14 protein-coding genes and 1 pseudogene are annotated in these 14,055 nt (G+C 41.0%); 6 read left to right on the top strand and 9 right to left on the bottom strand.

Annotated features, from left to right (window positions below; genetic code table 11):
* Positions 1–66: 66 nt before the first annotated feature.
* Both hemH and HMPREF2697_RS04205 read right to left on the bottom strand, forming a co-directional pair.
* The gene (hemH, locus tag HMPREF2697_RS04210) at positions 67–1,161 is read right to left on the bottom strand and encodes a ferrochelatase (RefSeq protein WP_045001710.1); all 1,095 of its coding nucleotides are present in this window, start codon (positions 1,159–1,161) and stop codon (positions 67–69) included.
* Between the two features lie 111 nt (positions 1,162–1,272).
* Complete coding sequence (locus HMPREF2697_RS04205; RefSeq protein ID WP_004182475.1) at positions 1,273–2,175, bottom strand: cation diffusion facilitator family transporter; 903 nt, start codon at positions 2,173–2,175, stop codon at positions 1,273–1,275.
* Positions 2,176–2,456: 281 nt separating this feature from the next.
* Here HMPREF2697_RS04205 and HMPREF2697_RS04200 point away from each other — a divergent pair, with 281 nt between their 5' ends.
* The 3 genes from HMPREF2697_RS04200 to HMPREF2697_RS04190 are packed head-to-tail and all read left to right on the top strand — an operon-like array spanning position 2,457 to position 3,878.
* On the top strand, positions 2,457–2,996 hold the full coding sequence (locus tag HMPREF2697_RS04200) for a TetR/AcrR family transcriptional regulator (protein ID WP_070849751.1): 540 nt from the start codon (positions 2,457–2,459) through the stop codon (positions 2,994–2,996).
* Positions 2,997–3,011: 15 nt separating this feature from the next.
* Positions 3,012–3,485, top strand: coding sequence for an HXXEE domain-containing protein (locus tag HMPREF2697_RS04195; protein WP_070849749.1), 474 nt, complete (start codon positions 3,012–3,014; stop codon positions 3,483–3,485).
* Positions 3,486–3,545: 60 nt separating this feature from the next.
* Positions 3,546–3,878: a hypothetical protein gene (locus HMPREF2697_RS04190; RefSeq protein ID WP_070849747.1), complete on the top strand. Its 333-nt coding sequence runs from the start codon at positions 3,546–3,548 to the stop codon at positions 3,876–3,878.
* A 200-nt stretch (positions 3,879–4,078) separates the two neighbouring features.
* On the opposite strand, the pseudogene pnuC reads toward HMPREF2697_RS04190, so the two are convergent.
* A pseudogene (gene pnuC, locus HMPREF2697_RS04185) lies at positions 4,079–4,585 on the bottom strand (nicotinamide riboside transporter PnuC); the annotation flags it as partial.
* A gap of 39 nt (positions 4,586–4,624) precedes the next feature.
* On the opposite strand from pnuC, the gene HMPREF2697_RS04180 reads away from it, so the two are divergent.
* Positions 4,625–5,251 carry an IS6 family transposase gene (locus HMPREF2697_RS04180; RefSeq protein ID WP_257375238.1) on the top strand — a complete coding sequence of 209 codons (627 nt, stop codon included), beginning with the start codon at positions 4,625–4,627 and terminating at the stop codon, positions 5,249–5,251.
* Between the two features lie 155 nt (positions 5,252–5,406).
* Here HMPREF2697_RS04180 and HMPREF2697_RS04175 read toward each other — a convergent pair whose 3' ends face one another.
* From HMPREF2697_RS04175 to HMPREF2697_RS04150, 6 genes are all read right to left on the bottom strand, one after another.
* Entirely contained in the window at positions 5,407–6,207 is an 801-nt protein-coding gene (locus HMPREF2697_RS04175; RefSeq protein ID WP_070849744.1) for an energy-coupling factor ABC transporter ATP-binding protein, read from the bottom strand.
* Complete coding sequence (locus tag HMPREF2697_RS04170; RefSeq protein WP_070849743.1) at positions 6,194–7,030, bottom strand: ABC transporter ATP-binding protein; 837 nt, start codon at positions 7,028–7,030, stop codon at positions 6,194–6,196. Before HMPREF2697_RS04170 ends, HMPREF2697_RS04175 begins: the two co-directional genes overlap by 14 nt.
* On the bottom strand, positions 7,006–7,797 hold the full coding sequence (locus HMPREF2697_RS04165; protein WP_175062049.1) for an energy-coupling factor transporter transmembrane component T: 792 nt from the start codon (positions 7,795–7,797) through the stop codon (positions 7,006–7,008). Before HMPREF2697_RS04165 ends, HMPREF2697_RS04170 begins: the two co-directional genes overlap by 25 nt.
* Positions 7,797–8,399: a membrane protein gene (locus HMPREF2697_RS04160; protein WP_013990554.1), complete on the bottom strand. Its 603-nt coding sequence runs from the start codon at positions 8,397–8,399 to the stop codon at positions 7,797–7,799. Before HMPREF2697_RS04160 ends, HMPREF2697_RS04165 begins: the two co-directional genes overlap by 1 nt.
* A 312-nt stretch (positions 8,400–8,711) precedes the next feature.
* Positions 8,712–9,506 (bottom strand): PhzF family phenazine biosynthesis protein, encoded by a 795-nt coding sequence (locus HMPREF2697_RS04155; RefSeq protein WP_070849740.1) that lies wholly within the window; start codon positions 9,504–9,506, stop codon positions 8,712–8,714.
* Between the two features lie 105 nt (positions 9,507–9,611).
* Entirely contained in the window at positions 9,612–10,157 is a 546-nt protein-coding gene (locus tag HMPREF2697_RS04150) for a TetR/AcrR family transcriptional regulator (protein ID WP_070849738.1), read from the bottom strand.
* A 229-nt stretch (positions 10,158–10,386) separates the two neighbouring features.
* Here HMPREF2697_RS04150 and HMPREF2697_RS04145 point away from each other — a divergent pair, with 229 nt between their 5' ends.
* On the top strand, positions 10,387–11,088 hold the full coding sequence (locus tag HMPREF2697_RS04145) for an ABC transporter ATP-binding protein (protein WP_070656144.1): 702 nt from the start codon (positions 10,387–10,389) through the stop codon (positions 11,086–11,088).
* Between the two features lie 12 nt (positions 11,089–11,100).
* Positions 11,101–13,764, top strand: a complete 2,664-nt coding sequence (locus HMPREF2697_RS04140) for an FtsX-like permease family protein (protein ID WP_070849736.1) — start codon at positions 11,101–11,103, stop codon at positions 13,762–13,764.
* Positions 13,765–14,055 lie beyond the last annotated feature (291 nt).

Raw genomic sequence — 14,055 nt, 5'->3', positions numbered from 1 at the left:
AGTATACACTTTTAATTAAGCTCTGGCTCAAATCAAGCCATCCAAATCACTTTCAAACAATAGCAACTAATCATATTTTTTCCCATACTTCTTTTCTAGCATTTTCTTAATCAAATAGGGCATTTTGACATTTTCGCGGCCTTTCTTGGCAATTAACTTCTTCACAAAATCTGGCATTTGGATATCATTCTCTTCTTCCAAAATCTGACTCGTACTTGATGGAGCTTCTAACTCATCAAAGGTCTCCAGCTGAGGTTGATAGTCACTATAGTCACCGTCTATATGAGACTGAATTGTCGAAAGAAGTGCCTTGATTAAACGAGGATCGCTATTTGGCATAGGAGGTCTGTGATAGGCTACACCTAGCTCTTGGCAAAGCTCCTTACATTCCACATCATTGTCAAAAAGAACCTCAATATGCTCACTAATAAAGGCAATCGGAACAAAAATATAGTGGTCAGGATGCTCCTTCTCATTACGAAGGTATTCTAAGACATCCGGCTTAATCCAAGGAATACCAATATCACTCTCACTCTGCCAAGTATTGGTGTACTGCTCCTCTTCAAGCCCTAAAATCTCCGCAATCAAGCGACTATTGTCATAAATCTGGTCGATATAGGGGTCACCAAAATCCAGTGCCAAAACTGGGACACTGTGAGCTGAAAAAATCACCTTATAGCTATCGTCTCCAATCTGATCTAAAATCTTTTGGATCTCATCAGCCCAATAGTGAAGTAGAGAAGGTTCCCGGTACCAATCCTTGATAATTTGGAACTTAATTTGATTACTTTCTAAAAATTTTTCATAGCCCATAACAGAATAGTAGGAATAATGGGGCTCTAGGATCAAACACAAACACTCTTCAATTCCGTCATTCTCCATCTCTTTAATCGCATCTATGATGAAAGGTCGGGAAAATTTATTTGCAAAGTAGACCGACACTTGTTCTCCAAGAGCGGAAGCAACCAAGTCAACTTCTTTCTTTGTTATCCTTTGGAGCGGCGTTCCACCGATTCGTAGGTAATGGTCATATAAGGTCTGAATTTCATGTGGTTCGGGACGAACTCCACGTCGTATATTTGTGAAAAATTCTGCTACTCCTTCATAGGTAATCTCTTCTGGGGACCCAAAAGTCATCATCAATACAGCTCTTTTACTCATAATTACTCCTTGTTCCACGTTTGTTCTATTTTATCATGAAAAGGCTTACTTTAGTTAACTAAGTATCAAAAAAACCCTAGAGACAAACTCTAAGAGTTTAAATAACGTTTCTTAATGATGGTGACCATGTCTATGATTTTGACCCACTTCCCACTCCTCTATATTGCGCTTGTGGGCACGGTGGGTCGCTAGGTCTTCATCAACCTCAATGGTAACGTTTTGAAAGCCACAGTCTTTAAGCAAGGTGCGGATAGACTCTTTACAGACTTCCATGTGGTTGACATGCTCTAGACAAACATGGACAATGGCGTTCTTTTCCAAACCATCCATGGTCCAGAGATTAAGCTGATTGATACTAGCCACATGGTCCAACTGCTCCAAATCACTCTTCACTTGCTGGATATCTACTCCTTCTGGCACGGCATCCAGGAAAATCCTGAGCGTGCTCCAAAAACGTGGAATGGCTTTGGACAGAATAAAGATGGAAATGGCAAGAGATAAGAGCGGATCCAGGATATACCAGTCGGTAAATCGAAGAACAATGGCCATTAGGATGACAGCCAACCAACCCAAGGTATCTTCTAGAAAATGCAGGCTGAGAATAGATTCATTCTTGGTTTGCCCTTTGCGAATGACGAGGCTCGCTAGCACATTGATGCTGACTGCAATGATTCCAAGCCAGAGAATGCCCTCATCGTTGACAGGTTGTGGATGAAAGAGTTTCGTTATATTTTCCAAAATAACTAAAACGGAGCCTGTCATGAGAATCACAGCCGTTACCATGGCCCCTAAAAGGCTAAAGCGCTTGTAGCCCAAGGTATAGTGGCTGTCTTCTTCACGATTGGAAATACTCTCCAAAAAGGCGGAGATCCCAATAGCAATCGCATCACCCAAGTCATGGACCGAATCCGCAAGGACCGCACTGGACCCAAAAATTCCTCCTGCAATAAACTCAACAATGGCATAACTCAAATTCAAGAAAAAAGCTACCCAGACCGCATGTTTTGTCTTCATAATCCTATTTCCTTTGTTATAATGGGAGTGAGACTGAGTAAATTTTTTTAAATTTGTTCCTAGTCTCACCCCCGCAAGGCTGATTAAGTGCTCTTCTGAGCCAAATAGCGATAGAAGAGGCCAATCAGCTACTGCGTCATAAATTTACTACAATTGATATTCAGAAGAATGAGACCATTATCTCTTCTCCTTATTATCTATTATCCAATACTATCAACAGAAAGGGTAGGGGCAAACCGTTTAGGGTGTACGTTTCTGAACAGTTTGTTCAAAGTGTCCATATGACTGCTCAGGATCGTCGCATCACCAAAACTCGAAAAGCCATCTATAATGCTTTTTTACACTTACTCAATCAAAAAGACTACGAGGCCATTACCGTTCAGGAAATCATTGACCTTGCTGATGTAGGGCGCTCAACTTTTTACAGCCATTACGAGAGTAAGGAGTTACTACTGGATGAACTCTGCCAAAAGCTCTTTCATCATCTCTTTGAGCGCGCTGAAAACCTCTCTCCACAAGACTATCTGGCCCATATCTTTCAGCATTTCAAAAAAAATCAAGACCACGTAACCAGTCTTTTGCTCTCTAAAAACGATTATTTTATCCGTCAGCTACAAAAAGAACTAGAACACGATGTCTACCCAATGATAGCCGACGAACTTATCAAGTCCCATCCAACCATCCCTCAGTCTTATCTCAAGCATCTGGTCGTTAGCCATTTCATCGAAACCCTGAGCTGGTGGTTGAAGAAAGGTAAGTCCTACACGGAACAAGAAGTGATTCAGTTTTATTTGGAGATTTTAAAAGTGGGCTCGAACTAGAAAGGAGTATTTTCAATGACCAGCGTGCAATTTTACTTTCTATTTCCAGCACTCTTCATGCTTCACGAACTCGAAGAAATCATTTGGATGCCATCCTTTGTCAGAAAACTAACAACACATTTTCCAGATAATCGAATCCTTTTTTATTACACTCCTTTTGCTTTCAATGCTATTGTCTTGGAGCAATTTCTGATCCTACTTCTATCGCTTTTCCTTAGTTACCAGTTTAGCAACTATACCATTTACGCAACCATTGTGATTGCTTATATCTACCATGTTTTCGGACATCTGATTCAGACAGTCGTTATTCGAAAATATGTGCCTGGATTGTTAACGGGAATTCTAACGAGTTTATTTTCTCTATTCTGTCTCAAAAATAACGTACCCATCAATCTTTATTGGTACTCTTTCATTACCTTATCACTTATCCTTGTAAATCTTATATTTTCATTTATGGTTCTTCATAAAAAGAGTCTCAAACTAAGGTAGCGTAAAGGTATAAACACTATCACGGACATTTACTTTATTTTTCCTAGAAAGGAAACAAATATGCTACTATATACCCTTATTTCATACTACTTAGCATTTGCTTTTGTCCTTGTTCATTTTTTTGTTGCATTATCAGCTATTTTTGATGGCAAAAATATGGCAGGAAATGGATTTATTCTAGCTGGTGCCTTAGTTGGTTTCTCATACATTCTCATCCTCTTTGAATGGCCCTTATCAGTTTATCTCTGGCTATTCGGTAACTCTCTGATTTGCTACGGCTCTGTCATGAATGCTAGAAATAATAAGAATTTCAACAAATCACACCACCAAATATGGTTTTTCATTTACTTTTTTATTACTATTTTTATATTTTTTGGTCTATCCATATGGTAAGATGTCGTGATACTCATTGCTACAAATATTATTCAAAAAGGCCTAGAGGTGAAATCTAGCCCTTTTTTATTATTTAGAAAATAAACGTTCTTATCTTTAATCCATATGTTATAAGCATTGTCAATAGCTTCTACATAAGGGAAATAATATCCAAAAAAGGACCCCTAGTGGATCCTTTTATTAATTGATAAACATAAGTACTAAGCTTTCTTAGCTGCCTTGCTCCATTGATACCAACCAACCAGACTGTTGATGAGGTAAATGAAGTATTTTCCTTGAATTTGAAGGCTTTCTCCCCACCAGAGGTAGATAGAGAAAACATTAGTAGCTGCCCAGAAAATCCATTGCTCACGATAAACAGCTGTCATCAAGAACTGACCGACACCGTTTGTCGCGTCAGTAATAGAATCACGATAAGGGCGATTAGCTCCAATTGATTGGTAAATAAGACCAAAAGCTAGCCACCAAAGCACACTAATTGATAGGTACTTGGTCCATCCAACCGTATCCAACTTACGGGCAACAAATTCTTGTTGTTCTTTTTTGAACTGGGCTTGATAAATCCATACCAAAAGACCAATCGGCTGCATGGCTGTGAAGTAAAGAGTTGTCAAGACCTCACCGTAAAAGCCTTTTTGTAGGGCAAGCACCAAATAAATGACGGAATTAATCAAACCAAAGAGATAGTTACTGGCACGACCTTCAGCTTCTCAAAGAACAGAAAAAAGGTTAGTAAGGCTTGAGAGATGAATCATTTTAAAGACAAACAATTCCAACAAGACGTCATCATTGTCGCTGTTGGTTATTACCTACGTTACAATCTGAGCTATCGTGAAGTTCAGGAATTGCTTTATGACCGTGGAATAAATGTTGTCACACTACGATTTATCGGTGGGTTCAAGAATACAGTAAAATCCTCTATCATCTCTGGAAAAAGAAAAATAAACAGTCCTTCTATTCGTGGAAAATGGATGAAATTCTATATCAAAATTAAGGGGCGTTGGCATTATCTCTATCGAGCGATTGATGCGGACGGTTTAACATTGGATATCTGGTTACGAAAGAAACGAGATACTCAGGCGGCGTATGCTTTCTTAAAGCGACTCCATAAACAATTTGGACAACCTAGAGTCATCGTAACAGATAAAGCACCCTCTATAGGATCTGCATTTAGAAAGTTACAGAGAAACGGATTATACACCAAAACAGAACATCGAACTATGAAGTATCTGAACAATTTAATAGAACAAGATCATAGGCCAATTAAGCGACGGAATAAATTTTATCGAAGTCTCCGGACTGCCTCATCCACGATTAAGGGGATGGAGACCATTCGAGGAATATATATAAAGAACCGAAGAAATGGTATATGATTATGACCATGAAACAAAGTAAAATCAAACCGAGTCATCTGAGGAAGCACCCGATGATCATGAAACGTTATTAAACACAAAAGTCACCCATGTGAGTTCTTGCCAGAAGCTGAAGTTAATCCTTCAACCTGGAAAACCCGCAGAGGTGACTTTTTCTATACATCTCGATTTTTCTGGCAATAATCATCAACCGATAAATATGTCTGTGAATCACCCATCGACTCCGCTATGTCCATAATCCGCGGTGGTAGTAATCCCACTCGCTGGACAAGTTCGTGATCGCTGAACAATTCCCGTGGACTGCCGGCGAAGCCAAACTTCCCGTGTTCCATAACATACACCGACTCAAACTCGGCGGCGACCCAATCCATGTCATGGGTGATGGTCACAACTTGGTGGCCCGAATCAGCCAACTCATGAAAAATTGCGGTCAACTTGCGCCGGCTTTCCCAATCAAGCGACATCATCGGCTCATCAAATAAATAAATCGCCGGATCCACTGCCAAAACTGTGGCAACGCTCAACAGCTTGCGTTCCGACAATGACAGGTCATATGGACTTTCAGCTATTTTATCATCCAAGCCAACTCTTTTTAGAGCCGCTAAAGCCCGCCTCGTAATCGTGTCGTGGTCATCCATGACCTGCGCGACACTCCACTCCACCTCTCGTTGAACGGTCGGGTTGAAAAGCTGATCGTCAGGATTCTGAAAAGTAATCCCAACCTTCAGTAACTTTTCGACTGGTTTAAGATCATTAAAATTTTCTCCATCGATCTTAATCACACCGGTTTGTGGTGTCAGCAAGCCCGTCAACAATTTGAAGAGCGTTGATTTGCCGGCACCATTTTGGCCGACAATCGCCACCATCGGATCGGCGAAGTGTTTGTCTTCAACATCCAAGCTAAAGGACCGTTCCGGATAAGTGAACGTCAGGTTGTTCAGTTCAATTGTGGACATAACGAACCTCCTTCAGATCAGCGTCATTCACCGGATACCGGCCATCAGCCAAGTGCCAATCCATTTTTTGAGCAAGTTGCTGGATTGTCGGGGCTGGAATCTGCCAGTCAGCTGCCAAATGATTAAACACCTCACCCGGCCTGCCCTGGGCTACCATTTGACCCTCGTGCAGCACCCACACAACGTCGGCGACTTCGCACAAATCGTCAATTTCACTGGTGACAATGAAGACAGTCGTCTCTTTGACTTGGGCCAGCCATTGGAAAAATTGTCGGCGGCCAAGGGGATCCATCTGACTGGTCGGATCATCCATAATCAAAACAGCCGGGTTAGCCGCAATCGCCGTGGCAATTGCCAACCGCTGGCTCTGACCACCGGAAAGGCTCTCGGGACGCAAATTCAGCTGTTCAATCAGCCCCATTTGCGTGGCAACTTCTTCAACCCGTTTTTGAATCAGTCCTTCAGCCATTCCCTGATTAATCAAGTCAAAGGCGATTTCATCGGCAACCGTGTCTGCCAACCCGCTTAGTTGGCCAGCTGGATTTTGCAGTACAACTCCATTCATGGCATTATAAACGGGCCAATTGTCGGACACTCGCTGGCCAAACATGTGCCAGTCGCCCTCAATCTCAGCAGACATAATTTTGGGAATGACCCCTGCTAGCACATGGCACAAAGTCGATTTGCCGGAGTGGCTATTCCCGATAATCCCAACCACCTGGCCGGTATGAACCTCCGCGTTAATCTGACGCAGTTGTGGTTGATCAGTACCCGGATAACGGGTAGTCAAATTTTCAATTACAATCCGTTTATCTTCGTCCATATCTTCCACCCAATCAATAAAATTGCCAATCCAGTCAGACCAATGTGCAGCGTCCGCGACAGGCGATACACGCGCTGGGAGGTTCTGACAGTCCGGTTGAGATTATCAAAACCTCTCAGTTGGAGAGAAATCGACCGCGCCATCGATTGATCCAAGGTCTTAATCACCAATGGAATTAGAACCGGCAGGACTGACTTTAATTTCTGAATCAACGTTTTTTGCGGATTGGTTCCGCGAACTTTTTGAGCCTGCTGGATTTTCCGCATATTGCGCATCATTTCCGGTAAAATATAACACACCGACATCAGAACGTAGACAGTTTTATAAGACAATCCGGACAGTTCCAAATAGGCCGCGTTTTCTGAAATACTCGTGGTCACCATAAAAAAGCCACTGGTCAAAATAATCACCAATACTCGACAACCCAGAGTGGTGGCGTAAATCAGGCCTTCTTTGTAGAACGACACCCCAAGCACAGAAAACAGCACAGTTTGATTCCGACTGTAAAATAACCCCTGGATGATCAGCATGGTGCAAATCAGAAACAGGCTGAATCCCAGCGCCTTAAAGATGGTAGAACTCAATTTGGAAAATAACAATAGCAGTGTTGCGACAAGAATTAATCCGGCCTGAAGCAATAAATTCATACTGGCAAAGCTCAACAACGTCATGTCCAAGATGAACAAGAGCTTAGTAATCGGATCGATCACCTGGTACCACTTGAGCTTGACCCGTGGCGCTCCAGAAATCAATGTTTGATCAGTCATCATTTATCACCGCTAAAGAAGTGCACCATCCGCTTCGGCAGCTGACGATAGATGAAGAATGCCAGGTAGGCCACGCAGACTTTATCCAAAATATCCAAGACAAACTCATCGGTAAATGAGGCCAGCCACACTGGTGCATGATTGGCGACCATTACCGCAAACAATGAGTCACCCCAAGCGATACCGGTCTGACCACCCCAAAAGATGACGTTGAGTGGCGTTGAAATGACAGCTGAAACGAAGGCAATAATAATAGCAGAAACAAATATTCGTCGCGCTGACGAGAACCACCCATTGGCGTGCAAAACTCCGACAGCAATCCCAATTCCGATGCTGGTAATCGCATACACGGTTGAAATTGGCGATAAGGTCAGCCCATAGATCACGTTGTTGATGAAACCACTGATGGCACCGGCAACCGGCCCAGCCAACATGCTGGCAAGAAAGGTTCCCAAAGACCCCAGCCAAACGGGTAACTTTAACCCCTCCGCCAAGGCTTTGGCAACATAGTTAATCCCCACGGCAGCGGGAATCAAAGTCATGGTGGCAGCACTTAACTTAAATTTCCACATACTGGTACGATGAATCGGTTCTGTTTTCATAATCTTCTCCTTTTGTTTTTAAAGAGCCGTGTCAGGAATGACTTTCGGACGCAACGCTCTATAGAATAGTTATTAGAACCATATAGTCACTTTACCATACCATCCGTAGTCGACATGAGTTAATATAGTAAAATTACTATTTTTAAAAGTTCATAGTCTTATAATACGCTTATTTTCAAAATTGTCAAGTCTTTTCTGAAAATTCTTTAAAAAATGTTGTGAAATTTAAAATGCCTAGCAGAGCTAGACATCTTTCGACTGGTATTTTGTTTAAATTACTATTACTTCTACGCTGTTGTCATTGAACAAAATTTAGTCCATGACATAGATTTCACCACGACTATAAAGGGCAGCTTTACCTGCAAGGTAAATCCTATCTCCTGCTAGACGACAAAGGAGGAGGCCACTCCTTTCAGAGGATTGGTAGGCCCTAAATTCTGCTTGTGCCAACTTATTAGCCCACAAAGGAATGACATGACAGTGTCCTGAGCCACAGACTGGATCTTCCTTGACTGATAATTTTGGGGCAAAACTTCGAGTCACAGTATCATACTCGCTTCCTTTTACAGTGATATTCAGGAGGAGCCCATCTAAAGCTTTTACTTTATCAAAATCTGGACTTGCATTGATGACATCATTTTCATGTGGCAAGATACAAACTAGATCTCTTCCAAGCCATGCTTCAAGTGGACGGACCCCGATTGCTTCTTCCATCTCACTTGTGACTGCAACTTGGTGCATGGAGTATGCTGGAAAATTCATCTCATAGTACTCATCTTTTTGGGTAACTAAAAGTTCCCCACTCTGTGTAGCAAAAGTTAGACTTTCAGCATTCTTTTCAAAAAATCTAAAAAGAACAAAAGCCGTTGCCAAGGTGGCATGACCGCACAAATCGATTTCCCCACCGGGAGTAAACCAACGTAATTCGTAGTGGTCATCATTTTTAACCGTAAAAGCTGTCTCTGAAAGATTATTTTCTTTAGCGATATTCTGTAAAGTATCATCCGACAACCATTTATCCAGAAGACAAACAGCCGCCGGGTTCCCTTTAAAAACAGTATCTGTAAAAGCATCGACGATAAATTGTGGGAGGGTATATTGATTCATTGACTTAGACAGCTCCTTAAATTGTTAACCTTGTTTTAAAACTACAAGTGAGTGTAGAAAATTTAGTAAAAAATCAAATTAAATTATTTCTTGTCCATCTACACCTTACCCCTTAAACCACTCCATCCCTGGGGAATCCAGTATAATTTTGGTCAATTGTTGGGGGCTTTCTTGAGTCCCATTGATAATCCAGTCGACAATAAGTCCTGTCAAACCAGAAACATACATGGTAATAGCATAGCGCTCTGGCATTTGATAAGCTGCCACAATGACTGGTCGAGAACGTGGCGTAGACTCAATCATCCCCAAGATAAAAGAACGAATGTTGTCTGCAAAACGAAAGCTTGGATTCTTTGCAATTTCAGCAAAAAAAACACTGTTCTCTTGGAAATAAGACAAGATGGCTTCTAAGGCTTCTTTGGGATAAAAGGTTTCTTTCCTTAAAATCATGCGAACAGTCGACAAGGTTTCTTCTTTTAATTGCTCTAAAAAATCCTGTTTATCTAGGTAGTGCAGATAAAATGTCGAGCGGTTAACACCCGCTTTTTTAGTTAACTGACTAATCGTTATATCCTCTAAACTTTTTGTAGCCAAAAGCTGAATGAAGGCTTCTTTAATATCTGACTTAGTTGTCGTTTGTCTCTGTTGCATACGAACCCCTAATTTCTACATATTGTTGATTAAAGTATATCTTGATTTTTGAAATTGTCAACTATCATCAAGTATTTTCATTGATTAATACAACTTCCACATCCTTATTTCAACACATTGTTGATTTGTGTTGTAGCAATCGTATTTAAAAAATCATAAAATAACGTTCGTAATCATTCAACAGGTTGTTGTTTTAGCAGCCGATAACTTTTAAAGGAGACAAATACACATGGCGTATATTGAAATGAAACATAGTTACAAACGGTATAAAACAGGTGATGTGGAAATCATCGCAAACAATGATATCACATTCGAGATCGAAAAAGGGGAGTTAGTGATTATACTCGGTTCTTCTGGGGCAGGAAAATCAACTGTTCTCAATATTCTTGGTGGTATGGATACCAATGATGAAGGAAAGGTCATCATCGATGGGAAAGACATCTCCAATTATAATGCGAAACAATTAACAGCTTATCGTAGAAACGATGTCGGATTCGTCTTTCAATTCTATAACTTGGTCTCAAACTTAACAGCCAAAGAAAATGTAGAGTTGGCTTCTGAAATTGTCGCGGATGCTAAAGATGCGGAACAAACTTTGATTGATGTTGGTCTTGGGAAACGCATCAACAACTTCCCTGCACAATTGTCTGGTGGTGAACAACAACGGGTAGCTATCGCTCGCGCCGTCGCAAAAAATCCTAAAATTCTCCTCTGTGACGAACCTACAGGAGCCCTGGATTACAATACTGGAAAACAGGTCTTGAAGATTCTCCAAGATAAGGCTCGCAATGAAGGAGCTACTGTTATCATTGTCACTCACAACGGGGCGCTTGCCCCGATTGCTGATCGTGTGATTCATATGCATGATGCGCGTGTTCAAAGTATTGAACTCAATGCCCATCCACAAGATATTGATAGCCTCGAGTACTAGAAAGGATGTCTCATGAATCGTAAAACTTATTGGAAGGACGTGAGAAAGTCTTTCTCTAGTTCTAAAGGACGGGTGGTTTCTATTGCTTCACTCATGGCCTTGGGTTCTTTCGCTCTTGTGGGTCTAAAGGTGACAACCCCCGATATGCAACACACGGGAACAAGCTATTTTACTAAACACCAAACAGCTGACCTCACAGTTACTGGTAGCTATGGACTGAACCAGTCAGATCAAGACCTCCTAAATCAAGTCTCATCAGAGGCAAACATTGAGTACGGTTACTTTAAAGATGTCGTTCTGAAAGACTCCACTGATGCCTTTCGACTATTTTCAAAACCAAAGGATATCTCAACTTATGAGGTTGTAAAAGGAAAACTTCCAAGTAAGCAAGGTGAAATTGCTCTTTCTTCAGTCTATCAAGACAAATATAAGATTGGTGACAAGATTTCGTTTTCTGAAAAAGAGGGTGACAATGGTAAGGATGTCTTAAAAGAACACACCTTTACCATCACTGGCTTTGTTCAGTCATCTGAAATCTTATCAAGTGTTGATCTCGGTTCATCTACAGCTGGTAGTGGGGAACTCAAAGGTTATGCGGTTGTCCCTGAATCTAGTTTTGATTCCGACGTCTACATGATTGCACGCTTAGCTTACAAAGACGTCAGTACTGCTAACCCCTATACCCAGGATTACACTGACAAGGTTTCCAAACACGAGGATGAGCTCGAAAAATTAGTAAAAAATCAACCTGCTAATCGTTTGAAAGAATTAAAAGCTGATCCACAGGCTGAGATTGACCAACAAACAAGTCAACTTCAGACAGCAGAAACGGAGCTTAACAAGAAACTAGAACAAGCAAAAGCGAGCGGTCAGGATAAGAATCCTCTTGTCCAGGGACAATTGACACAAGCACAAGATGAAATCGCTGAAAAGAAGGAGCAAATAAAGGAAGCTCAAGAAAAACTCGATAGCATTGCTGAACCAAGCTACGATGTCTACACACGTCGTGAAACTCCTTGGTCAGAAGGGTACGTTTCATATGAGACCAACGCTTCTGTTTTTCAGAACCTCAGTAATATCTTCCCTGTTATCCTCTACTTTATTGCTGCCTTGGTTACCTTTGTAACAATGGGACGCTTCGTCGAAGAAGAACGGATTAAGGCAGGGACATTCAAAGCTCTCGGTTACCAAAACAAGGACATCATCCGTAAATTTATTATTTATGGATTTGTGACGAGTATGATTGGTACTGCTATTGGGGTTGCTGCAGGTCACATTCTCCTTCCAACTATCATATACAATAGTTATAAAGAGCGAATCCTCCCCGCACCGATTGAGTTACACTTTTATCCATTTAAGACTCTTTTAGCTATTGTGCTTGGTCTTTTGTCCACAGTTCTTCCTGCCTTTATGGTAGCCAAGCGCGAATTAGGAGAAAAGCCAGCCCAACTTCTTCTTCCAAAACCTCCAACATCTGGTTCTAAGATTCTTTTGGAGCGCATCACTCCACTTTGGAACCGGATGAACTTTACACAAAAAGTCACTGCCCGTAATATTTTCCGCTACAAGCAACGGATGTTCATGACTATTTTTGGTGTCTGCGGTTCCATCGCACTTCTCTTTGCTGGACTCGGTATTCGTTCTTCTATCGGAGACCTTAACACACGCCAATTCACTAACATCATTCGCTATGATATGATTGTCGCAAACAAGGATCATCTGGATGGGCAGGAAAAGGAAAACATCCAAAAATTAATTAACGATAGCAAGGTCAAGGAACATCTTTCTATTCATTACGAAATGCTTTCAAAAGTGGCAGGAAATAATAACGATCGTCAAGATATCACAACCCTTGTGGTCAAAGACAAAGATCAAGAAACTCTACAACATTACATCAAGCTCAACAATCGTGAAACTGGTCAAAAACTCGAATTGACCGACAAAGGGATTATTATTTCTGAGAAATTGGCAGACTTAGCTGGCGTTTCTGTAGGAGATGAGTTAACCGTTCAAAATAGTCAAGACAAGGATATCAAACTCAAAGTTGCTGGTATTTCTGAAATGTATATGGGTCACTTCATCTTTATGAATGAAACTACTTACAGAAATGCTTTTGGTAAAGAGGCGAGCCAAAATGCTACTATTCTGACACTGAAGAATCACTCAGACAAAAACGTTGAGCAAACAGCCAGTCAATTTATGGAGCTTGATGGTGTCAAAGGGGTTGTTCAAAATACTACTCTAAAGGCACAAATCAAGACCATCGTCAACTCCCTTAGCCGTGTTATGGCAGTATTGATTGGGATTTCTGTTCTTCTTGCTTTAGTTGTTCTCTTTAATTTGACAAATATCAATGTGGCAGAACGTATCCGTGAGTTATCAACCATTAAGGTTCTAGGCTTCTTTAATAGAGAAGTGACACTCTACATCTATCGAGAAACCATTTATCTCTCTATCATTGGTATCTTGGTTGGATTCGGACTTGGTTTGGGATTGCATCAATACATGGTAGAGGTTATTCCTCCTGAAAATATCATGTTCAATCCAGGTCTGAGCTGGCTCATCTATGCTATTCCAACACTTATTGTCATTGTCATTCTGACAGGTCTCGGTATCTTTGTGAACCAACACCTTAAGAAAGTCAATATGCTCGAAGCCCTAAAATCTGTTGAGTAACATACGATTTAAGCTAATAAGTAGAGCAAAAGTACAAGGATAACTTCCCTGTTCTAGACAAACGTCATTGTGGGCGTTTGTCTTTTTTATTTTTTAAATGATTTACTTTATCATCTGCAATTTCCATCCAAAAATCTGGTTTGGAGCAAAATAAAAAGGGATATTCGCTATTCATTTCACCAATTTTTTGATATTGAACAAGGAGACACATACTTTTAGATAACTCTTATACTCCAGTCATCTATGTCATGTAAATACAATAGTCCAGATAACGGCATGATGGAATCCTTC

This window comes from Streptococcus sp. HMSC064D12 (genome assembly GCF_001837205.1).
GTDB classification, from domain to species: Bacteria; Bacillota; Bacilli; order Lactobacillales; family Streptococcaceae; genus Streptococcus; species Streptococcus salivarius_D.
Note: the sequence above shows the minus strand (reverse complement) of the source record. Positions and strands in the feature narration are given on the sequence as shown.